A 21,515-nucleotide genomic window follows, 5' to 3' on the forward strand; every position below is an offset into this window, starting at 1 on the left:
AATACCAACTTGAGAATGGTCTGAAACCCGCCCCTGGACTGAGATTGAGCACAACGGTCGAAGGCATCACCGACGACAGATCGGCGAGCCATCGAAGTCAACGAACGTTGTGACAGGTGCAAGGAATACGATCATGAAAACTCAAGGCGTGTGGTGCAAATCGGCAATCGCTCTGGCATTGATTCTCTCCCTTGGCCTCACCGGGTGCAGCAGCGGTGGTGGCGGTCATAAAAGCAGCTCCGGCAGTTCCGCGGCGGACGGTACCGCTGGCACTGGCGGTACCTCGGATACTGGCGGTACGGGTGGCACCGGTGATACTGCCGGCACCGGCGGAACCGGGGGCACCGGCGATACTGCCGGAACCGGTGGCACGGGCGGAACGGGTGGTACTGGCGGAACAGGTGGTACAGGTGGCACCGATCCGACCAATCCAACCAACCCGACAGATCCGACCGATCCCACCAACCCGACCAATCCAACCACCACCCCGTTGGTGACCACCACGCTGGTGCAGGATGTCGGTAATACCGTCGCTGGCGTCGGCGATGGCGTTGGCCAGATCGGTGACTCGCTGAGCAGCGTTCCTGTTGTCGGTGGCGTTGTACAAAGTGCGGCCAGAACCGCCGGCAATGTCGTCAGCACATTGGGTGATGGTGTCACCAATGGCGTTGGCAAACTGGCCACCGACCCGAATGGCCTGACCACCACCGTCGCTTCGGTCGGCGGCGCGGTGACTGATGTCGGCAACGGCGTGTCCGACCTCAGCGCCAAGCTGTCCACTGCGACTGGCAGCGTTCCGGTGGTGGGCGGTGTTGTGACCAAAGTCGCGCCGCTGCTTGATGGTGTCGGCGAGAAAGTCACCATGCTCGGCAATACCCTCGACACCACGCTGAGCAACGGCCCGACCAGCCAACTGACGAACAAAGTCGGCGGCAGTCTGGTACCCGTGATCGCGATGGTCGAAAGCACCACGGACAAGCTCGGCACTGCCACCGGGCTCGGCGATCCACTCAAAGGCGCGATCTCGCAAGTCGGTGGCGCGGTGAACACTCTGGGCGGCAAGGTCACCGATGCGGGTAACGGCAATGCCTTGACCAACACCCTCGGCGGCGCGTTGAGCAATACCGGCACCGCGGTCGGCAAGGCTGGTGGTCTGGTGTCCAACGGCACCGGCTCGGGTACTGGTGGAGTGGGTGGTGGTCTGGGCGGCGGCCTCGGTGGTACTGGCCTGCTGCAAACCGTCGGCGGTGCCGTGGTCAACGTCGGCGCAGGGCTGAATACCGGCAATACCAATGGCGTCGTCAGCGCCGGCGGCGTTACCGCTACCGGCCTCGGCAATACCGTCGCTTCGCTCAACACCGTACTCGGTGGATCGGGCACCCCGATCACCGCGACAACCTCACCTCTGGCCACGGTTGGCGCCACCTTGGGCACGGGTCTGAATCCGGTCACCAGCGCTGTGACCAACGTGACTCAACAAGTCGGTGCAGCGACCGGTATCGGAGCACCCGTCGCCGGTCTCACCGGCCAGGTTGGCGGTGCGGTCAGCAGTATCGGCACCACCATTGCCGCGACCAACAACCCGGTCACCACAGCGGTCGGTGGTCTGGTCACCAACGTCGGCGGCACCGTTGCCGCCGTCGGTGGACTGGTCAACGGCGGGACCAGCGGAGGAACCAGCGGAGGTACAACCGGTGGCGGTCTGGGCGGTGTACTCGGTGGTCTGACTAATACTCTGGGAGGCAGCCAACGCTAAATTGCACCTGGCCGATTCGACGGCCTCACCTACAGCGCCTACGCTTGGTTGAGGGCGGAAGATTCCCACGAGTCTTCCGCCTTTTTTCTTAGGAGAATTCAGCCCAGTGCTGTGATCTGACCATGGAGTGTCCTATGCGTGTAATGGCATCCCTGCTGTTCCTCAGTCTCAGTTCCGCCGCCCTCGCCGACACCCTGCCCAGCTTTCTCAACAGCAACGAAACCATCCGCAACCTGCCGGTGCCGAACCTGCCCGCCGACGCCTATCGCCCGAGCGCCACGCCCGTGCAAGTGCCTGACGCTGGTGCCGCCGCTGCGCAACCGCTGTTGATGGAGACCGAGATCAATTTGCAAACCGTGCAGATCGAAGGCGGAACCCTCTACCCGCTCAACGAGCTCGCCGAAATCTACAAACCCCTGATCGGCCGCCAAGCCACGCTCGCCGAACTGATCGAAGCCACGCGCAACATCACTCGACGCTATCAGCAGGACGGTTACCTGCTGTCCTACGCGTTCTTGCCGCAGCAAAATTTCAATGACGGCGTAGCACGCGTGGTGCTGGTAGAAGGCTACGTTCGCGATATCCAGATCGAGGGTGATGTCGGCCGGGTCAGAGCGCTGCTCGACAAACTGGTGGCAAAGATCCAGGCCGAACGGCCGCTGACCCGCAAGACGTTCGAGCGCTACACCACGCTGATGACGCGCATCCCCGGCGTAACGATCCAGGCCCAGGTGCCACCGCCCGGCACTACCGACGGTGCGACAACGCTGGTTGCCCAGGCCAGTCGCAAACCCTTCACCAGCACGCTGAGCACCACCGAAGACAACCGCAACGGCACCCAGGCCCTGCTCGGCGTCAGTAGCAATTCGCAAACCTCGATGGGCGAACAACTGACCCTCAGCGGTCTGTTTCCACCGGGTGACGATCATGAGCATTACTACCGCCTCGACTACAACCAGTTCCTCAATGACGAGGGCGCGCAACTGGCGCTGTCTGCTTCACGTTACCGCGCCGATCCCAGTACCGAAGTGCTCATCGACGGCGGTGGTCGACTCAGCACCCATCGAGAAAACGACCGCTACTCCATCGGGTTCATCCTGCCGTTGATTGCCGCCTCCAACGAATTGCTGACCGCCGGCTCGCGCCTGTACGCAGTCGATGACAAGACCCGCTACAACGGCATCAACTTCCCGTTCAGCACCGAGTTCCGTACCGACGTACGCGCTCTGGCTTTCGAAGGCGACTGGCGCAAAGCCGATGCCCGGCAACTGCGTATTCTCAGTGGCGGCGTGTATCAGGGTTTCGACAGCCTGGGCGCGGATACCAACTACGACGACATCGACCTCGATTTCTTCCGCGTACGCCTGTCCGGGGTGCAGAGCAACAAGTTCCTCGACAACTGGCAAGGCGTGCTCTCGGCCGCGCTGTACTGGAGCGACGACACCCTGCCCGACAGCGAGCGCGCGGTGTTCGGCGGACAGAATTTCGGTCGCGGTTATCCCGACGATCAAGCGTCCGGCGACAAGGGCTGGGGCGTGGCGTACGAGGTCAACTACAGCTTCAACCGCGACGGCAACTGGGTGCGCATCCTGCAACCGTATGTCGTACTCGATCGCTCGCGCAGTTGGTTCAATGAACTGCCGGTAAAGGCCAACAATCTGTCATCGGCCGCAATCGGGCTGCGGTTTGGCGATGCCAAGTACTACAACATTGCGCTGGAAGCGGCGAAGGCAATGTCGGATGAAGCACTGGACACGTTCAATCGCAAGCCCAGGTACAGCATAAGTTTCAGCTACCAGTTGTAAGCTGAAATACCCAGGAGGCTTCGGCAGCGGCGGGTGGAATGTACAACCGGCAGAAATGGGTCGGATTGCAGGCCGCCTTCGCGAGCAGGCTCGCTCCTACAGTTGGATTGAGTGCATGCAGTTAGAAATTGGTCGGCTGTCAGGCCGCCATCGCGAGCAGGCTCACTCCTACAGTTGGATTGAGTGCATTCAGTTAGAAATTGGCCGGCTGTCAGGCCGCTTTCGTAGGAACGCCGCCCGGAGCAAGCTCGCCCCCACAGAAAAGCAAAAGCGACCCACGCCGCTCTTAGGCTTTTAACCACTCAACAGGATGAGCGTTAGCTCGGCTGCAGCTCTTGATCTTGATCTTGATCCACGGGCGACGTCGGAAGGCTGAGTGGAGGGATTGATCCGGGGGTGGGAGCGTAGCGACCGTTTGGCGAAGCCAAACACAGCGAGAGGAGGTGCAGCGAAGCAAACCGTAGGCGCTGCCCCCGGATCGATCCCGCAGCGAAGGAACCCCGAGCCCCAGCGAGCGGGCCGCACGTAGGAGCAAGCCTTTTTGGTTACTTTTTCGGCGTTTGGAAAAAGTGACCCGCCGTAAGGGCGGAACCGCCAGCCGCAACACCCAAAAAAACGGATATTCACCCAAAACACCCAAAGCACGGTCGGCCCAGAGGCCGCCGAGCTCAACCTCAGCCAACCTGAACCTTAGGCTTGGGAAACAAGTTATCCAGAGTCTCCAACAACCTGACGTAATAAATCGGCTTGCGAAACAGATCCACCACCTGCAGCCGCAACAGATCACTGACGTCTTCCATATCCGCATGCCCCGACATCACAATCACCGGCAAATGCTGCCGAGAAGTATGCTCACGCAACCGCTTGATCAACGACATCCCGGACTCCTCCGGCATACGCAAATCAGTAATCACCAGCGCGATATCGGGATGGCGAGTCAGATGATGCAACGCCAGCTTCACCGACGTCGCCGCATGACAGACAAACCCCTCACCCTCCAGCAACTCCGCCAGTTCCAGCAACGCGTCCTCTTCATCGTCAACCAGAAGCAACTGTTGGCGGTGCGGCGAAGACGCGTTCATAGGCAATACCTGAAAGCTGAATGGAAAATCCATTGTAGTGCGATATCAGCCAGGTGCAGCGTTCCCATGACTCAAGGCGTCGGCCGTGTCACAGCCGTACCATCAAGAGACGTCAAGATATTATTGAAGATCGCCAGCACCCTATCGCCAAGAGGGGTTACGAATGCCACAACCACGACGGCGACCATCGCCACCACAATGGCGTACTCGATCGCCGAAGCCCCTTCTTCATTCTTGATGAACACCCGGGCTCTGGACATTAGATAGTCGAAAGTCATGCGAAACATAGGACTGCTCCTTTGCGCCTCTGGCGCTGATGTCACTACAACGGCAAAGAACCACCGTGCCATTTGAGCATTGTCAACAAACCCCCACCCAACAACTGTAAGAACGGATTAATCACAAAGGATTAATCACATCGCGAAGTTGCCGATTGCTGCTGTTAATTGGCCAAGACTCATACTTTAGTGGGTTATTTTCCTGTCACTAATGGCGTTTTGGCTCGGATCAGCTAGCGTGGAAATAGCGAAATAGTTGCATGTTCATAGCTGCCGGATTGGGAACTTCTCTCGTAAGCAAGTGCGGTGGGTAGTGCAGCAGGAAAGGGAGAGCCGTCATGAACAGTCGCGTCACCATGGGCCTTGCAGCCATCCTTATGCTTGGAGCGATCTTTGTCGGTTACTGGGGACTGGTGCTCAGTCGTCAACCGGCACCGGTCGCCGAAGCCCCCGTTGCCCCAGCCGTCACCGTTGAAAAAACTGTCGCGATCGCCGAAGACCAAGCCCGCCAACCGGTGGTGGTACTGCTGCACGACGTGCCCCCCTTTACCGCGCTGACCGCTGCCGATGTGGCGGTGGAAAAACTGCGCAGTGCACCGGCCGGCAGCTTGAGCAACGTCGATCAGGCCATCGGCCGCACACCCTGGCGGCACCTCAGCGCCGGCACTTGGCTGAACGATGAAAGCTTCAGCGCCGGCGGCTCACTGGCACGCATGATTCACAGCGATGAACGCGCCCTCACCGTGGCCGTCGACGAAGTGATCGGCGCGGCCGGGCAATTGATCCCCGGGGATTACGTCGATGTCTTGCTCTACCTGCGCCAGGATTCCAGCAACCTCGAACAATCTGCGCAGATCGTTTTGCCGGCCATGCGCGTACTCGGGGTCGGTGACCAGTACGGCCTGACCAACGACGGCCAACCCGCCTCGCCGGCCCTGAGCGCCGAGGAAAAACTCAAACAGGATCAACGCCGCATCGCCGCGCGCACCGTGGTGCTGGCAGTGCCCGAACAACTGCTCAGCCGACTGATGCTGGCAACGCAAGTCGGCACCTTGCGTCTGGCCGTACGCAGCAGTGAAGAACAACGCCTGGCCAAATACTGGGCCGGCGAAACTCAGGCGCCGGAGCATCTGAGCAGCGCCAACAGCCAACTCTTCCAGTTCACCCAACTGGCCTTGGGCGCCGGACCGAAAGCGCCTGCCGGCGGCGGTTCCGGCGCGGCCCCGAGGCCTGCCGTGGAAATCATTCGCGGCAACCAGATCACCCAACAAAACCCATGACTGCGCAAGGATCCAAGGGCATGCAGAGTCGTTTCAGGCCGACATTCAAACCCATGCTGCGCGCCCTGCTACTGATGGGCCTGTCGATGGACGCCGCGTTGGCGGCGGTTGGCAATTGTTCGGCACTGGGGCGCATGCCGCCGGTGATCGAAATCGGCGAAGGCTTTCAGCAGGATGTGCAATCGCCAGTGGCGATCACCCGTCTGGCGATTGGCGATCCGAAAATCGCCGACGTGCACGCCAACGGCAGTTCGTCCTTTCTGCTCACCGGCGTTGCGCCCGGTGCCACCAGCCTGATGGTCTGGACCTCGTGTTCAAGCGAGCCGCGCCAAAGCATGGTCTTTGTTCAGGGCGCCGCCACTGCCGCCATGACCGCCACCCTGCCCTCGGATGACCCGAGCCTGCCGTCGCAAGTGCAGACCGACATTCGTTTCGTCGAAGTCAGCCGGACCAAACTCAAGGAAGCCACCGCCTCATTGATCGGCACGCGCGGCAACTTTCTGTTCGGTTCGCCCGGCACCCTGCCACCGATTGATGGTGTGCCGCAGCCACGCCTGCCGGTGGACAACTCACTGTTCAACTTCTCGTGGGTCGGCGGCAAGACCATGGCGATCATCAATGCGCTGGAAACCAGCGGCTTCGCCTATACCCTCGCGCGGCCAAGTCTGGTGGCGTTGAACGGGCAGAGCGCAAGCTTTCTGGCCGGCGGTGAAATCCCGATTCCGGTGCCCAGTTCCGGCAGCGACAGCGTGTCGATCGAGTACAAGGAATTCGGCATCCGCCTGACCCTGACGCCAACCATCATCGGCCGCGATCGCATTGCGTTGAAGGTCGCACCGGAAGTCAGCGAACTGGACTTCAGCAATGCCGTGCAGATCGCCGGCACCACTGTGCCGGCCCTGACCATCCGCCGCACCGATACCAGCGTGTCACTCGGCGATGGCGAAAGCTTCGTCATCAGCGGTTTGATCAGCACCACCAACAGCTCGCAAGTGAACAAGTTTCCCGGCCTCGGCGACATCCCGGTGCTCGGCGCATTTTTCAAAGGCTCGCAGATCAAGCGCGAAGAACGCGAACTGCTGATGATCGTCACCCCGCATCTGGTGCAGCCACTGGCCGCCGATGCGCAATTGCCGTCGTTGCCGGGCGAAAAACTGCGTAATTACGATCCGAATTTCTACCGCATGTTCTTCCTTGAAAACGGCAACTTCGACAAGCGCAGCGGGTTATCCCAATGAGCCAGAATCTGAGCCAGACCTTTCTCGCCATCACCCGCAACAGCACCGATCTGGAGTGGCTGCAAGGCGCGCTCGCGCCGCTCGGTCAGGTGGTCAGCGCCGGTGGCGGCAGCCTCGACGAATTGCTGGCACTGGTGGACGTGACCTTTGCCAACCTGGTGTTCGTCGGTCTGGATCGCGAACACGTGGTCGCCCAGAGCGCGTTGATCGAAGGCGCGCTGGAAGCCAAACCGATGCTGGCGATCGTGGCGCTCGGCGACGGCATGGACAATCAGTTGGTGCTCAACGCAATGCGCGCCGGCGCCCGGGATTTTGTCGCCTACGGTTCGCGCTCCAGTGAAGTCGCCGGGCTGGTGCGGCGCTTGAGCAAACGCCTGCCGCCCGTGGCACCGAATACGCAATTGGGCGGCCTCACGGTGATGTATGGCGTGCAGAGCAGTTCCGACGGCGCACTGCTGGCCAATCACATGGCGTTGGTGGTGCAAAAGAGCGGTCAGCAAACCTTGCTGCTTGATCTTGGTTTGCCGCGCGGTGACAGCCTCGCCCTGCTCGGGCTGGAAAGTTCGTTCCACTTCGGCGATGCCTTGCGCCACTTGCGCAGGCTCGACGCCACGCTGATCGACAGCGCCTTCACCAGTGCCGAAGCCGGCCTGCGGATTCTCGCCTACGCCAGCAACGACGAGCCGCTGGAAAACACCAGCGCTGCCGAGCTGTACATGTTGCTCAGCGCCTTGCGCCAGCACTTCCAGCACATCGTCGTGAACCTCACCGGGCAGACCGACAGCGAAGCCTTGCGCACCTTTGTCAGCCACTGCGACAAGTTGCTCTGGTACACCGACCAGAACGTACTCAACTGCCGACGCAACCTCGCAGTGCTCAATCTGTGGCGGGAAAAAGGCATGAAGCTCGACCACGGACGCCTGCTGATCGACCGCTATTTGAGCAACGTCGCGCCCGATTCGGACACCCTCGGCAAGACCTTCAATCTGGAAGTGATCGCTACGCTGGCCCTCACCCCGGAAGTGCGCCTGAACGCGAAAAACCAGGGCGTCAGCCTGTTCGAACTGGCCCCGCGAGAAAAACTCACGCAGAGCCTGCGCGCCCTCGGTGAACGTCTGGCGAAACGTTCCGAAGGTCTGGCCAAGCCCAAAGTGACCTGGTTCGACCGCTTGCGAGGCACCTCATGAGCGCAGAAAAACTCTTCGGTGCGGCGCCCCGCAGTGGCGTCGGCAACAGCGATCACGAAGGCCTGAAACTGGTCCTGCATCGCTACATCATCGACGCCCTCGAAGAGTCGGGCAAAAACCTGCTGGAAGGTTCACGCCAGCAACTCGCGCAATTTGTCACCGACAAAGTCGCCGAATACATCGCGCGTTTGCACTTGGCGATATCGCGCTACGAAATGGAGCGGCTGGCCGAAGAGATCGTCGACGAGCTCACCGGTTTCGGTCCACTGGAAGTGTTGCTGCGCGATCAGTCGGTGACCGAGATTCTGGTCAACGGCCCGCACCGGGTGTTCATCGAACGCGACGGTGTGCTGCACCAGAGTGACCTGCGTTTTATCGATGCGCATCACGTCGAACGCGTGATGCAGCGCATCCTCGCGCCGCTCGGTCGGCGCCTCGACGAGTCTTCGCCGATGGTCGATGCACGCCTGCCGGATGGCAGTCGGGTCAACGCGATCATTCCGCCGATCGCCCTCGACGGTCCATGCCTGTCGATCCGTAAATTTCGCAAGGACATGCTCAAGAGCACCGACCTGATGGCGATGCAAACCATCGACCTGTCGATCTTCGAGTTTTTCCAGAATGCCGTCGGCAAGCGCTGCAACATCCTGATCAGTGGCGGCACGGGCACCGGCAAAACCACGCTGTTGAACATTCTCAGCCAGTTGATCAACCCGCACGAACGTCTGGTGACCATCGAAGACGTCGCCGAATTGCAGCTCGGTCACCCGCATGTGGTGCGCCTGGAAACCCGTCCGCCGAATGCCGAAGGCCACGGTGAAGTGAAGGCCAGCGACCTGATTCGCAACGCCCTGCGGATGCGCCCTGACCGAATCATCCTCGGCGAGATTCGTGGCGTCGAAGTGGTCGACGTCCTCACCGCGATGAACACCGGTCACGACGGTTCGATGAGCACCGTACACGCCAACAACGCCCAGGATGCCCTGCTGCGTCTGGAAACGCTGGTCGGCCTGACCGGCCGCTCCATCGCCGAACGCACCCTGCGCCAGATGATCTGCGCCGCCCTCGACGTGATCATCCAGTTGACGCGCATGCCTGACGGGCGCCGCTGCGTCAGCGAGGTCGTGGAAGTGGTCGGCATTCGCGAAGATGTCTACGTCACCAACACCCTGTTCCGCCTCGACCGCCGCAGCGGTTTCGGCTTCCTGCGCGAAGCCGTCAATCCGGCCGGCGACAAGCTGCGCCACGAGGCTCATCTGGGCTGACGGCAAGGAGCACCGAGCATGCTGGGACCGATCATTCTCATTGTTATCTGCCTGACGCTGCTGGGGCTGTCGATCCGTCTGTTCCTGCAAGGCCTGCGCAAGACCGCCACGGAAAAAGTTCTCAACCGTCTCGCCGCCGGACAGCCGCAACTGGCGCCGGACAAACCTGTGTGGGTCGGACTGGAGCGGATGTTTCTGCGTGCCGGACTGGGCCGCCCGACCGAGCGTTTCGGCCTGTGGCTGAGTCTGTGGGCGCTGGCGATGGCGCTGGTTTTTTTTCTCGCCGACTGGGTCGGCCTGCTGCTGATGATCTTCGTTCCGCCACTGGCGCTGCGGCTGTACATCGCCGTGCTCTACCAGCGCCGGGTCAAACGGATGATCGAGCAACTGCCGCAGTTGCTTGATCACACCGTGCGCAGCCTGAAGTCCGGGCGCACCCTGAGCGACGCAGTCATGGGCGGCATTGAAGCCAGTGAAGATCCGCTGAAAAAAGCCATGGGCCGGGTCCAGCGCAACGTGCAGCTGGGGGTGAACCTGCCCGACGCGGTCAGCGACTTTGCCGAACTGTATGAACAGGACGAACTGCGCATGTTCGCCCTTGGCCTCAAGGTCAATCATCGCTACGGCGGCAATGCCAGCGAGCTGCTGGAGAACCTGATCAAACTGATCCGCGAACGCGACCAAGGCGCGCGGCAACTGCGTGCGCTCACCGGCGAAACGCGCATGACCGCGTGGGTACTCGGTTCGTTGCCGTTGCTGCTGGTGAGTTACTTCATGCTGACCAACCCCGGCTACATGCTCGGGATGTGGAACGACGCGAGCGGGCAGAAAATGCTGATCAGCGCTGCCGTGTTGCAAGTGTTCGGAACACTGGCGCTGTGGCGCATGTTACGGAGCGTCTGACATGGTCTACCTCGCCGCTCTCATGTTGCTGCTCGGCGCCCTGCTACTCGTGGTCAATCACTTGCTCACCGAGCGGCGTCGGGTGCGTCAGGTCAATCAGCGCTTGCAAGGGCATCTGGTGCGTGAAAACCGCTTCGGCAGCTGGCTGCGCGCGCTGGGCAGCAGCAAATTCGGCCAGCGTTCGGTGAGCATCGACAGCGAAACCCAGACCCTGCTCAACCGCATCGGCTGGCGCCGCGCCAATGAACGCGCGCTGTTTGCGGCCTGCCAGATCGGCACGCCGCTGCTAACGTTGGGATTGGCAATTTTTCTGCAAGAGGTGTTTTTCCCCCAGGCTGACAACCGCTGGATCGTGCCGATGCTCGCCACCGGCGGCGGCTATCTGCTGCCCAAACGTCTGCTGGCTTACGCAGCGACGCGGCGGCAGAAAACCATCGCGGTGGAGGTCTCGACGTTCATTCCACTGCTGCGCATCCTCTTCGAATCCGGCATGGCCGTCGAACAGGCCCTGCGCGTACTCAGCATTGAAGCGCAAAAGCTGCTGCCGGAACTGACCAGCGAACTGCGCCTGATTCTGGCCCGTGTCGACAGCGGCCTGGAACTTGGCCAGGAGTTGAACAAAGCCGCGGTGATGCTCGCCGTCGACGAATTCACTGACACCTGCGTGATCCTCCAGCAACTGATTCAACAGGGCGGCGGCGCGATGAAATCGCTGCTGGCGCTCAAGCAACTGCTCGATGACCGACGCCTGACCCGCCTGCAGGAATACATCTCGAAAATGTCGGCGAAGATGTCTGTAGTGATGATGCTGTTTCTGTTTCCGGCACTGCTGATCGTCCTCGCCGGCCCCGGCTTCACTGCGATTGCCCGGGCGTTCGCAAACTGACCTTGCTCATGGAGAGCGTTTGATGAAAGTACTGATAGTCATGGCAAGTCTGTTGCTGCTCGGCGGTTGCGCCACCGACGGCCAGGCACCGTGGACGGCGCTGCTGGCACCGAGCAGTTGCAGCAAAATGACCCAGGAGCAGGAGCTGGCCCTGAACCTCGCGGACGACCTAGCCAGCGACGGCAAACTGCACGCCAGCCTGGCCAACCTGCAAAGCCTGCCGGACAACATCAGCGAAGTGCGCCTGCGCAAAGCCAAGGTCTATCGCTTGCTCGGCCGCAGCGAAGCCGAGCCGCTGTACCGCGGCCTGCTCGGCGGCTGCCTGACCGCCGAAGCCGAACACGGCCTCGGCCAACTCTACGCCGCCCGCGGTGACAACGGCCAGGCCCAGGCCCACCTGCAACGCGCCGCCCGCCTGGCCCCCACCGACGAGAAAATCCGCAACGACCTCGGCGTGGTCTACCTCAACCAACTGCGCCTCAACGACGCGCGCTTCGAGTTCCTCACCGCCATCGAACTCAAGCAGAACAACCAACTGGCAACCCTGAACATGGTCACCCTGCTGCTGTACCAGAACGATTGGCCACAAGCCGCCGAAATCGTCAGCCGCGCCAAACTGACCCCGCAACAATTCACCGAAGCCCAGCAACGCGCAGAAAAACTGAAAGCCCCGGTCAAGGCCAAACCCGCCACCAGCAATCAAGTGGCCGCCGTCGCTGAGCCGTTGCCGTCATCGCTCAAATAAGGAGACAGCCATGCATCCCTTCAAAGGCCTGTGCTACCTGACCCTGCTCAGCCTGCCCCTCAGCGCCACCGCCATCGACGCCGGCCCCGCCTCGGCGCAACAACAGGAAACCGAAGGCTGGCTGGTCCTGCAAAGCCGCAACAAAGCCGCCTCGCCCAAACCCCAAACGGCAACCGCGACCGAACGGGATCTGGCGATGCAGCGCTGGCTGAAGAAGTACAAATATGAGATTCCGGATTTTTATGATCCGGATGCGGGTGGGAAGATCGAGACCAAGAATTAGTGAGGTGCTGACCTTGCGAGCGCTTTCGCGAGCAGGCTCACTCCCACCTTTTGAAATGCACTTCACCTGTGGGAACGAGCCTGCTCGCGAAGAACGATGACGCGGCGTGCCTGACGGATCAGGTCTGCGGATCGACCCGATCCAGTGCCCGGTTTACCGCCAGCTCAGCCAGCATGATGATCTGCTGAATCGCCAGCGCGGTATTGCGCTCAGGCCGGCCGAGCTGATCGGCAAAGTTACCGGCCAGCGTGTTGGCCGAAGCCAGGGATTCGCAGGCGTGGGCGAGCAGGCTTTCCGTATCGATTTTCGGATGGATGAGAAACATTGTGCTCGGTTGGCGGGGTTTTGCAGGTTCGGGGCAGAGGTAGAAATCGAGAGCGTGTTTGATCGCTTCGCGGTTTTTGGCGAGGTTGTCGGCGCGGATGGCTTCTTCGAGCGGGGTGGTGGGTTCGTGGGGTGGGTCGGGGATCAGTTTGTCCATTGAAACAACTCCAAAGTCTTTGCCGCCACCCTCTGCCATTCTCACGGGGCAAAAGGTGGCAGCTGTATGCGGGGTGAGAATACCGGTTATGGACACCCGGCCAGACCGAAGTCTGCCCGCACACAGCCGCCATGACACATTGCAGACAGCAGGCAAGCTGGCGGCGATTATGCGTGCACAGAAACTGGATGACCATAAATTGCCGGGTTCTCACACCCGATCGCTGAGTGTTCAGCGACAGCCAGAGACTAGAGAGCGCACGTCCGACGGACAACCTGAAAACAGTGTGGGAAGGTTCTGATTATCTGGCACACATTTAAACAGCCAAAAGCCAACCCTCACCCTAGCCCTCTCCCAGAGGGAGAGGGGACTGACCGAGTCGTTTGGGAGAGCTACGCTGGCGTGAAAGACCGAGTCGAATTCAGATTCTGAAACAGATCAAAAGCCCCTCACCCTAGCCCTCTCCCAGAGGGAGAGGGGACTGACCGAGTTGTCTGGGAGAGCTACGCCGACGTGAAATATCGAGTCGAATTCAGATTTTGAAACAGATCAAAAGCCCCTCACCCTAGCCCTCTCCCAGAGGGAGAGGGGACTGACCGAGTTGTCTGGGAGAGCTACGCCGACGTGAAATATCGAGTCGAATTCAGATTTTGAAACAGATCAAAAGCCCCTCACCCTAGCCCTCTCCCAGAGGGAGAGGGGGCTGACCGAGTCGTTTGGGAGAGCTACGCCGACGTGAAATATCGAGTCGAATTCAGATTCTGAAACAGATCAAAAGCCCCTCACCCTAGCCCTCTCCCAGAGGGAGAGGGGACTGACCGAGTTGTTTGGGAGAGGTACGCCGACGTGAAATATCGAGTCGAATTCAGACTCTGAAACAGATCAAAAGCCCCTCACCCTAGCCCTCTCCCAGAGGGAGAGGGGACAACCGTGGTGTTTGGGAGAACTACGCCGACGTGAAATATCGAGTCGAATTCAGATTCTGAAACAGATCAAAAGCCCCTCACCCTAGCCCTCTCCCAGAGGGAAAGGGGACAACCGTGGCGTTTGGGAGAGCTACGCCGGCGTGAAAGACCGAGTCGAATTCAGACTCTGAAACAGATCAAAAGCCCCTCACCCGCTCCTAACCACTCAACAGGATGAGCGTTAGCTCGGCTGCAGCTTTTGATCTGCTGGCCCCTTCGGCAGGCTGAGTGGAGGGATTTATCCGGGGGTGGGAGCGCAGCGACCGTTTGGCGAAGCCAAACACATCGAGAGGAGGTGCAGCGAAGCAAACCGTAGGCGATGCCCCCGGATAGATCCCTGAACGAAGGAACCCCGAGCCCCAGCGAGGGGCCGAACGCCGGGGCCCAGCCTTTTGGTTACTTTTTGGCGTCTGAAAAAGTGACCCGCCGTAAGGGCGGAACCGCCAGCCGCAACACCCAAAAAAACGGATATACACACCAAACCCCAAGAACCTGGTCGGCCCAAAGGCCGCCAAGTCAATGCGCCGTAACCCGCTGCCGAGAAGCAGAAGCACTCGGCGACAAGGCCAAAGCCAACTGCGTCCGATTATGCATATGCGTCAACCGCAACACCTGCGAAACATAAAGCTTCACCGTGTTCTCGGTAATCCCCAACTCACAGGCAATCTGATAATTGGTCTGCCCCTTACCGACCAACCGCGCCACATCCAATTGCCGCGGCGACAACTGATTGAAAATCTCCGGCATCTCCTGCGCCTCAGCCTCAACAGGCTCACCGCCCAACCCATCGCGAACCACCGTCGAAGGACTGCGCCGCACCTTGTCCAGATCCTGATAAAGGTCATCAATCGACTCAGACAAAAACTGCAACTTCTGATTCAAATGCCCCAAATGCAGATTCTTCTGCCGCTCCTGCAGCGCCACCTCCTGACGTCGCACACCTTCGAGCAACTCATCCAGATCAATCGGCTTCTGATAGTAATCGGCAATCCCGGCACGCAACGCCTTGATCACATCCTGCTTGTCGGCACGCCCAGTCAGCATGATCGCCTCGAACGCCCGACGCTTGCCCGCCAGCCGCTGTAATTCCTGAATCAACTGAATGCCATCCATGTCCGGCATGTGCAGATCACTCAGCACCAGACCGATTTCCGCGTCCTCACTGAACCGCTCGATCGCCTGCTGACTCGACTCACACGGCACACAGCGATAACCGCTGCTTTCAAGAAACTCGCACAACTCCTCCACAATCAACGGCTGATCGTCGACCACGAGGACTTTTACCGCAGACGTAAGCTTGTTCACGTGCTACTCCATGTCCCAGGCCAAAGCTGACCATTCCTGTACTGTCAGCCTTTGGCTGTATAACCAGTTACTTTGAAAGTAGACGTACTTTCCGACTATGTACATAGAACTAGTGGCGCTTGGCGACTAATGGATCCAAAGTACAACGAGCACAGCACCGACCAGCACGAACGGTGCAAATGGCAGCTTTTTTGACGTGTCCGGCGCCAGATATCGCAGACGTTCTCTAAGCCCTTGACTCATATGGAGCCAGACTCTTGGCGCCAGCAGCAGCCAGATCAGGCTGGCGAACCCCGCACCAATAAACACGCCGAGAATAAACAGACCGTCCGTCGCAAGCCCCAGAGCTGTCATTAATTTCACATCGCCGGCGCCCATCCGGCCCATGAAAAACCCCGGCAGGGTCAGCGCCAGTGCGATCAGGCAGGCCCAGCCGCCCTGCCCTGCGTCAGCGCCCAGCCAAGTGCTGCCGGTCCACAGCAGCCAGATCAGCGCCAGCGCCGCCACACCGAGGGTCAGTCCATTGGCAATGCGCCGCTGGCGAGCGTCTTGCGCCGCGCACAGCCCCAGCCAGATCAGGAGGACAAAACTGTACATCGGGTAAAAACCGTCCATTTTTGCGGAATGATTCTATGCTGATACTACGCAGTGACAGTCAGGGTAGACGCACTCATGAAAACCGGCTTTCGGAAGTCGCAAAAAGGTGCGGTGACGATCGAGTTCGCCTTGGTGTTCATCATTTTTTTCGCCGTGTTTTACGGCCTGGTCAGTTACAGCCTGCCCTTGGTGATGATGCAATCGTTCAACCAGGCCACGTCCGAAGCGGTACGTCGCAGTGTCGCGGTCGATCCCAACACACCCAACTATTCAACAGTCGTGCTCAACACCGCGAACGCCACGCTGACCCAGCAATTGTCCTGGATTCCGCCGGTCTTCAACCTGGTGATCGGCGTTGATACCAGCAGCCAATACAGCGCATCAGGCCTGCTGACGGTGCGAGTGGATTATCCGGTCAGCAAGTTGAATCAGGTCATGCCGTTTCTGGTGCTTCCGGTCGTTGGCACAGTGCCCAATCTGCCCACCTACCTGACCGCCAAATCGAGTCTGCAATTTTGACGTCGGGGGACAAGCTCTTCGGGCGCTTGCTCAAACGCACGCCGCCCGCCGCCCACGAGTTGCCCGAACCACTCGGCTCACCCGCAACAGGCTTGCACCTGTACCTGAACGACGACGGTGGCGTGCTGCAAATGGCCGGCCCGCTGCGCCATCTGCTGGCGCAGTTCAAACCTCAAGATCAGCCCTTGCCACTCAGCACTTATCTGCTGCCCCACAGCACACTGACCATCGAAGGTCGGCCACGGGAGTGGCAGGGGCTCTTGCTGGATCTCGACTTCTGCGGCCTGGGCGAGCAAACCGTGCACCTGCGTGGCTGGGTACAGCCGCTGGGCGACGGCTGGCTGATGCAGTTGATCGATATCGCCGACTTGCTGCTTGAACGCCAACAATCGCGTCAGCGTGACGCCTGCCAATTGATTGCCGGGCAGGTCAGTGAACAGGTACGCGCCTGCAGCCAAGTGCGTTTGCCGGTGATCGTCAGCGAACAATTGCAAATGATCGCCCAGCGCTGGCATATCCCCTGTCTGGCGCTGGCCTTGCTCGATGATGAGCAACAGGGCTGGCAAATCCATCGCCAGTATCGAGCGCACGATGCGCCGGATCTATGGCATGACGGCCAGCGCCTGGGCACGCCGCTGGACAGCCTGAACGGCGCCGCGCCGCAACGCGTCGGCGCACACCATGGCCTCGATGAACACTCGCGAGTGCAGGCCCTGTTCGGCAGTGCCGAAGGTTTCGCGGTGCCGTATAGCGATGAGCGCGGTGTGGTGGCCTGGCTGCTCTGCGGTTTTTATCCCGTGGACAGTGCCGCGCCATACCTGACCGAGCGCGACTGGATGACACTGCTCGGCGCGCTCGCCGGGCCGTTGCTCGGGCGCCTGCGCGAACAGCAACATCACCTGCAACTGGAACGCATCGAAGCGCTGCAAACCCTGCTCGGCACCGGCTGGTGGGAGATTTTGCCAGGCGACGCCCACATTCAACTGGCCCCCGCGCTGGCGGCGGCCCTGAACGTGAACCCTGGCGGATTAGCGCTGGAAGACTGGCTGGCGCAAATCCATCCCACCGACCGCGACGAGTTGCGCAGCCGTCTGCAAGCCTTGCAACAACACGGTGAAGCCCTGACGTTATCGGTGCGCCTGCGCGGTGGTAATAACGAGCAGGCGCCCACGTGGTATCGCGTGCAGGGCCAAGTGATTGGCAATGGCGAGTTCCGCCGATTGGCCGGTTTCATGCTCGATATCAGCGATATCCAGAACCAGCAACAACGGGCCGCCGCCGCGCATGCACGGCTGGATAACCTGATCGCCAGTTCGCCCGCAGTAATTTACGTCCAGCACTACCACGAAGGCGCGCTGATCCCGGCGTTCTTCAGTGCCAGTCTGCAGCCCTTGTTGGGCTGGAGCCTTGAGGACTGCAGCAGCGGCGCACTGATCGAAAAGATTCACCCTGACGATCGCGACCGGTATTTCGCCCGCAGCCGTCAGTTGTTGCGTGAAGGTTCGGTGCGCGCGCGTTATCGCCTGCGCGATCGTCACGGTGAATATCACTGGCTGCTTGATGAAGCCAAGTTGCTGCGCAATGACCTCGGTCTGCCGGTCGAAGCGGTTGGTTTGTGGCTGGACGTCACCGAAGCGACTCTGGCGGCCGAGCAGGTGAAAAAAAGTGAAGAGCGCTACCGGATTCTGGTGGAGGATTCGCCGGCGATGATCTGTCGCTACCGCCCGGACCTGATTCTGACCTTCGGCAACCGGCCGCTGGCGACGTACCTGGAATGCACGCCGGAGCAACTGCCGGGGGTCGATCTGGGTAGTTGGATGTCCGAGGAACAACGCGCCGCTTTCGTCCAGCGTCTCGGATCACTGACGGCGGAACAGCCGGTGAGCACCGCAGAAATCAGCCTGCAACTGCCCGGCCGCGAACACGCCTGGTGGGTCTGGTCCGATCGTGGCGTGTTCGATGAACACGGCCAATTGATCGAAGTGCAAGCGGTGGGCCGCGACAACACCGAAGTGCGCCGTTCGCAGCAGCAACTCACGCAAAGCGCGAAAATGGCCACCCTTGGCGAAATGGCCACCGGGCTTGCCCATGAAATCAATCAGCCGCTGAACGTGATGCGCATGGCCATCGTCAACGTGCTCAAGCGTCTGGGCAACGGCGATGTGCAGGTCGATTACCTGACCGACAAACTCAAGCGCATCGATGCGCAGGTTCAGCGTGCGGCGAAAGTAGTCGATCACATGCGCGTATTCGGCCGACGTTCGGAGATCGAGCAGCAACTGTTCAACCCCGCCTCGGCCATTGAAGGCACGCTGTCGCTGCTGGCCGAGGGCATGCGCGGCAAAGGCGTGGATTTGCGCATCAGCGAGACCGGGTTCGAGGTCCAGGTGCGCGGCTACGTCGATCAGCTTGAACAGGTGTTGATCAATCTGATGGTCAACGCGCGGGATGCGTTGCTGAGCAAACGCGAGAAGGACTCGAGCTTCAAACCGTGGATTGCGATCTACGCTGAACGCGATGATCAGAGCGTGCGGTTGTGGGTCGAGGACAACGGCGGCGGCATCGACCCGCGCTTGCTGGAGCGGATCTTCGAGCCGTTTTTCACCACCAAACCGATCGGCATCGGCACCGGGCTGGGGCTGTCGGTGAGCTACGGCATCATCGACAACATGGGCGGCCAGTTGAGCGTGCGCAATTCGGTGGAGGGTGCGCGGTTCTGCATCGAATTGCCGATTGCCTCTGATGCCTAAATTACCAGATAGGCCTTGCCGGTCTGACCGCAGGTCATGTTGGCGCCGACGTCGACGTCCATCAGGTTGATGCCCAAACTTTTGAGCAGGTTGTTCAGCAGCGGGTCGAGCAAAGGACTAAGTGCCCCGGTCACCACAGGCAACAATCGGTTGGTGACATCGCTGATCAACGAGGCAACACCGGTGACGATGGCTCCCAACGGATTGCTGCCCTGCGGTTTGTAGACGATCAGATTGATCCCCGCGAGGGTATTCGACAGGCTGCCGACGATGTTGCTGGTTGGCGCTGCCGGCAAGATGCTCGGCGGCAGTTTGAGGTTGGCCGGGGTGGCAAACGGTGTGCTGCTGGAGAACACTAGGTCTTGCGAATTTTGCGCGACGCTGGTGTCGAGCATGATGCCGATGCCTCCCGCGCCGAAAGGAACATGGGTGGCAGGATCACAGGTGCCGAGCAGCAGAATTTTGTGACAGGTGACGATCCCCAGATCGATCAGCGCCAAGGGTGCCACCGTGGGTTCGGCCGCCGAAGAAAAGGCATTGGTCGGATCGATCTTGCCGAGTTTCAAGTCAGCGATGGACGTGATGGTATGCGCGGTCAGGCTCTTGGTGCCGGTAGTGCCCGTCGGACATCTGTAATCGGTGACATAACTCTTGGCGCCGCCGGCATCCAGACTGATGTCGATTTGCGGCGATGGCAGCAATTGTGGATCAAGTTGCTCACAACCGGCGCCCAACAGGCACAGGACCGAATTGAGCGTGCTGACCAGATTCAGACTCAGTAGTGCATTGAGGGTCGGGGTCAATCCACCCACCAGCCCCAACACCGCATTGGCCAGCCCCGTCACCCCGGACAGCACCGGCAAACTCACCGACAACATCGTGCGCACCTGCGCCGTACGCACATAAATCCGGTCCGGCCCAGTCGGGTTGAGCTTGGCCCGCGCCGGATCGCCAATCGCGGAAAACTGCGGCGGCTCGATCACTTTCACCCGCACCGTGACATTCGCCAGCCCCAGCACACTGATCGGCAACGTCGCCGCCACCGCACTCTTGCTGTTGGCCAGTTGCACCACGCCCTGAATCAGCTGCAGCAGTTGCAGATTGGCGTCCAATCCCGCCGATGTCGTACCGGTCTGCAATTGCAGGATGTCGCCCAGTTTGACCGGCGCCGCGTTGATCGCGGCCACCTGCAATTGGCCCAGCGCAGTGATCACCTGCGCGGTCGCGCCGTTGAGTTGCACCACCGTCGCCGCGGCCTGAATCAGTTGCGTCACCGTGGCCTGAGTGTTGAGTAATTGCGTGTAGTTGCCCGCCGCGACGTTGAGATTGATCGCCAGTTGATCAAGGTATTTGAGCAAGTTGATGTCGGTGTTGAGCAGGCCATCCCAGCCCAATGCCGTGAGATTGACGTTGCCGCCAAGCAGCCCGGAAAACAGCGGATTGAGGATGTTCGACTGCGCCGTATCGATGCTGGCCAGGGTGCTGCGAATATTCAGTTGGGCCACCGTCGGCTGCGGTTTGGCGGCAACCGCCGAGGCATTGAGCGTGGTATTGAGACTGACCGGTGTGCCGCTGAACAAGGCCTGTACGCCGCCGGCAAAACTGCTGGTCACCGTGCGGCTGGCGGCCACTTTGACCGCTGCCGCTTGCGTGGCATCCACCGCGAATGTGCGCAGGCCGGTAGCGGCGGTCACCAAGGAGCCGCATGTGGTGGCGAGGGTGTTGCTGGTATCAACGATGTAGCCATTGCGCACGGCGCTTTGCCCAGCGTAACTGGCGGCGCTCAGCCCCGGCAGGCAATTACCGCCACGACTCACGGCTTCGAGGGCGGCGTTGTCGACCACCCGCTGCAATTTGCGTTGTTCCATGTACAAGCGGCCGGTATCGACCACCAACAGCAGCATCACCACCGCCAGACTGAGGGTGGCCGCCGCCATCAAGCCAATCGCCCCGCGCTGGCGGGCCGGGCCGTTGAATCGCGAACGAGGCGACATGGCACACTCCTTTGCCGCTAGCTCCATTGGTGCAACTGAGTGTAGACGCGCCTAATGGCAACGCGCCATTTTGAACAGACAAACATCCCTGTGGGAGCGAGCCTGCTCGCGAAGGCGTCGTGTCAGATAAATAACAGTTGAATGACACCCTGCTTTCGCGAGCAGGCTCGCTCCCACATTGGAATTTAGGGTGGAA

Annotated in this window: 18 protein-coding genes; 12 read left to right on the forward strand and 6 right to left on the reverse strand. The window is 60.5% G+C overall.

The features are described from left to right. The first annotated feature begins 133 nt into the window (after positions 1-133). Both ACOYXJ_RS05975 and ACOYXJ_RS05980 read left to right on the forward strand, forming a co-directional pair. On the forward strand, positions 134-1,756 hold the full coding sequence (locus ACOYXJ_RS05975; protein ID WP_460368435.1) for a collagen-like triple helix repeat-containing protein: 1,623 nt from the start codon (positions 134-136) through the stop codon (positions 1,754-1,756). A 134-nt stretch (positions 1,757-1,890) separates the two neighbouring features. Then, positions 1,891-3,561, forward strand: coding sequence for a ShlB/FhaC/HecB family hemolysin secretion/activation protein (locus ACOYXJ_RS05980; RefSeq protein WP_460368437.1), 1,671 nt, complete (start codon positions 1,891-1,893; stop codon positions 3,559-3,561). Between the two features lie 674 nt (positions 3,562-4,235). Here ACOYXJ_RS05980 and ACOYXJ_RS05985 read toward each other — a convergent pair. Both ACOYXJ_RS05985 and ACOYXJ_RS05990 read right to left on the reverse strand, forming a co-directional pair. Next, entirely contained in the window at positions 4,236-4,643 is a 408-nt protein-coding gene (locus ACOYXJ_RS05985; protein WP_095047381.1) for a response regulator, read from the reverse strand. A gap of 71 nt (positions 4,644-4,714) precedes the next feature. Beyond that, positions 4,715-4,921 carry a Flp family type IVb pilin gene (locus ACOYXJ_RS05990; RefSeq protein WP_095047415.1) on the reverse strand — a complete coding sequence of 69 codons (207 nt, stop codon included), beginning with the start codon at positions 4,919-4,921 and terminating at the stop codon, positions 4,715-4,717. A gap of 338 nt (positions 4,922-5,259) precedes the next feature. Here ACOYXJ_RS05990 and cpaB point away from each other — a divergent pair, with 338 nt between their 5' ends. Genes cpaB through ACOYXJ_RS06030 form a run of 8 tightly spaced genes read left to right on the forward strand, consistent with a single transcriptional unit; the run spans position 5,260 to position 12,708 of the window. Next, on the forward strand, positions 5,260-6,201 hold the full coding sequence (gene cpaB / locus ACOYXJ_RS05995) for a Flp pilus assembly protein CpaB (protein WP_150795297.1): 942 nt from the start codon (positions 5,260-5,262) through the stop codon (positions 6,199-6,201). A gap of 20 nt (positions 6,202-6,221) precedes the next feature. Continuing rightward, positions 6,222-7,439: a type II and III secretion system protein family protein gene (locus ACOYXJ_RS06000; protein ID WP_150795296.1), complete on the forward strand. Its 1,218-nt coding sequence runs from the start codon at positions 6,222-6,224 to the stop codon at positions 7,437-7,439. Then, positions 7,436-8,626 carry a pilus assembly protein gene (locus ACOYXJ_RS06005; RefSeq protein WP_460368440.1) on the forward strand — a complete coding sequence of 397 codons (1,191 nt, stop codon included), beginning with the start codon at positions 7,436-7,438 and terminating at the stop codon, positions 8,624-8,626. Before ACOYXJ_RS06000 ends, ACOYXJ_RS06005 begins: the two co-directional genes overlap by 4 nt. Continuing rightward, the gene (locus tag ACOYXJ_RS06010; RefSeq protein WP_102901614.1) at positions 8,623-9,891 is read left to right on the forward strand and encodes a CpaF family protein; all 1,269 of its coding nucleotides are present in this window, start codon (positions 8,623-8,625) and stop codon (positions 9,889-9,891) included. The genes ACOYXJ_RS06005 and ACOYXJ_RS06010 overlap by 4 nt, the downstream gene beginning before the upstream one ends. An 18-nt stretch (positions 9,892-9,909) precedes the next feature. Continuing rightward, positions 9,910-10,794, forward strand: coding sequence for a type II secretion system F family protein (locus ACOYXJ_RS06015; RefSeq protein WP_460368442.1), 885 nt, complete (start codon positions 9,910-9,912; stop codon positions 10,792-10,794). A 1-nt stretch (position 10,795) separates the two neighbouring features. Next, positions 10,796-11,680, forward strand: coding sequence for a type II secretion system F family protein (locus tag ACOYXJ_RS06020; RefSeq protein WP_460368444.1), 885 nt, complete (start codon positions 10,796-10,798; stop codon positions 11,678-11,680). Between the two features lie 22 nt (positions 11,681-11,702). Beyond that, positions 11,703-12,425, forward strand: coding sequence for a tetratricopeptide repeat protein (locus tag ACOYXJ_RS06025; protein ID WP_102901617.1), 723 nt, complete (start codon positions 11,703-11,705; stop codon positions 12,423-12,425). 10 nt (positions 12,426-12,435) lie between these two features. After that, positions 12,436-12,708, forward strand: coding sequence for a DUF3613 domain-containing protein (locus ACOYXJ_RS06030; RefSeq protein WP_095121984.1), 273 nt, complete (start codon positions 12,436-12,438; stop codon positions 12,706-12,708). Between the two features lie 118 nt (positions 12,709-12,826). Here the strand turns inward: ACOYXJ_RS06030 and ACOYXJ_RS06035 are convergent, their stop codons facing one another. From ACOYXJ_RS06035 to ACOYXJ_RS06045, 3 genes are all read right to left on the reverse strand, one after another. After that, positions 12,827-13,189 (reverse strand): DUF6124 family protein, encoded by a 363-nt coding sequence (locus ACOYXJ_RS06035; protein WP_460368447.1) that lies wholly within the window; start codon positions 13,187-13,189, stop codon positions 12,827-12,829. A 1,481-nt stretch (positions 13,190-14,670) separates the two neighbouring features. Then, entirely contained in the window at positions 14,671-15,459 is a 789-nt protein-coding gene (locus ACOYXJ_RS06040; protein ID WP_460368449.1) for a response regulator, read from the reverse strand. 126 nt (positions 15,460-15,585) lie between these two features. Further along, entirely contained in the window at positions 15,586-16,056 is a 471-nt protein-coding gene (locus ACOYXJ_RS06045; RefSeq protein WP_191622698.1) for an A24 family peptidase, read from the reverse strand. Positions 16,057-16,131: 75 nt separating this feature from the next. On the opposite strand from ACOYXJ_RS06045, the gene ACOYXJ_RS06050 reads away from it, so the two are divergent. Continuing rightward, positions 16,132-16,575, forward strand: coding sequence for a TadE/TadG family type IV pilus assembly protein (locus tag ACOYXJ_RS06050; RefSeq protein ID WP_460368451.1), 444 nt, complete (start codon positions 16,132-16,134; stop codon positions 16,573-16,575). After that, positions 16,572-19,325, forward strand: a complete 2,754-nt coding sequence (locus ACOYXJ_RS06055; RefSeq protein ID WP_460368453.1) for a PAS domain-containing sensor histidine kinase — start codon at positions 16,572-16,574, stop codon at positions 19,323-19,325. The genes ACOYXJ_RS06050 and ACOYXJ_RS06055 overlap by 4 nt, the downstream gene beginning before the upstream one ends. Here the strand turns inward: ACOYXJ_RS06055 and ACOYXJ_RS06060 are convergent. Continuing rightward, positions 19,322-21,319 carry a pilus assembly protein TadG-related protein gene (locus ACOYXJ_RS06060; protein WP_460368455.1) on the reverse strand — a complete coding sequence of 666 codons (1,998 nt, stop codon included), beginning with the start codon at positions 21,317-21,319 and terminating at the stop codon, positions 19,322-19,324. The genes ACOYXJ_RS06055 and ACOYXJ_RS06060 overlap by 4 nt on opposite strands. Positions 21,320-21,515: the final 196 nt, after the last annotated feature.

Source organism: Pseudomonas sp. Tul2A7 (assembly GCF_054790505.1).

What these genes read in the sequence shown, in the direction of transcription:
- cpaB (WP_150795297.1), top strand. Translation starts at nt 5,260, where the DNA reads ATGAACAGTCGCGTCACCATGGGCCTTGCAGCCATCCTTATGCTTGGA.
- ACOYXJ_RS05990 (WP_095047415.1), bottom strand. Translation starts at nt 4,921, where the DNA reads ATGACTTTCGACTATCTAATGTCCAGAGCCCGGGTGTTCATCAAGAAT.
- ACOYXJ_RS06025 (WP_102901617.1), top strand. Translation starts at nt 11,703, where the DNA reads ATGAAAGTACTGATAGTCATGGCAAGTCTGTTGCTGCTCGGCGGTTGC.
- ACOYXJ_RS06050 (WP_460368451.1), top strand. Translation starts at nt 16,132, where the DNA reads ATGAAAACCGGCTTTCGGAAGTCGCAAAAAGGTGCGGTGACGATCGAG.
- ACOYXJ_RS06010 (WP_102901614.1), top strand. Translation starts at nt 8,623, where the DNA reads ATGAGCGCAGAAAAACTCTTCGGTGCGGCGCCCCGCAGTGGCGTCGGC.
- ACOYXJ_RS06035 (WP_460368447.1), bottom strand. Translation starts at nt 13,189, where the DNA reads ATGGACAAACTGATCCCCGACCCACCCCACGAACCCACCACCCCGCTC.
- ACOYXJ_RS06015 (WP_460368442.1), top strand. Translation starts at nt 9,910, where the DNA reads ATGCTGGGACCGATCATTCTCATTGTTATCTGCCTGACGCTGCTGGGG.
- ACOYXJ_RS06000 (WP_150795296.1), top strand. Translation starts at nt 6,222, where the DNA reads ATGCAGAGTCGTTTCAGGCCGACATTCAAACCCATGCTGCGCGCCCTG.
- ACOYXJ_RS05975 (WP_460368435.1), top strand. Translation starts at nt 134, where the DNA reads ATGAAAACTCAAGGCGTGTGGTGCAAATCGGCAATCGCTCTGGCATTG.
- ACOYXJ_RS05980 (WP_460368437.1), top strand. Translation starts at nt 1,891, where the DNA reads ATGCGTGTAATGGCATCCCTGCTGTTCCTCAGTCTCAGTTCCGCCGCC.
- ACOYXJ_RS06020 (WP_460368444.1), top strand. Translation starts at nt 10,796, where the DNA reads ATGGTCTACCTCGCCGCTCTCATGTTGCTGCTCGGCGCCCTGCTACTC.
- ACOYXJ_RS06030 (WP_095121984.1), top strand. Translation starts at nt 12,436, where the DNA reads ATGCATCCCTTCAAAGGCCTGTGCTACCTGACCCTGCTCAGCCTGCCC.
- ACOYXJ_RS05985 (WP_095047381.1), bottom strand. Translation starts at nt 4,643, where the DNA reads ATGAACGCGTCTTCGCCGCACCGCCAACAGTTGCTTCTGGTTGACGAT.
- ACOYXJ_RS06045 (WP_191622698.1), bottom strand. Translation starts at nt 16,056, where the DNA reads ATGTACAGTTTTGTCCTCCTGATCTGGCTGGGGCTGTGCGCGGCGCAA.
- ACOYXJ_RS06005 (WP_460368440.1), top strand. Translation starts at nt 7,436, where the DNA reads ATGAGCCAGAATCTGAGCCAGACCTTTCTCGCCATCACCCGCAACAGC.
- ACOYXJ_RS06060 (WP_460368455.1), bottom strand. Translation starts at nt 21,319, where the DNA reads ATGTCGCCTCGTTCGCGATTCAACGGCCCGGCCCGCCAGCGCGGGGCG.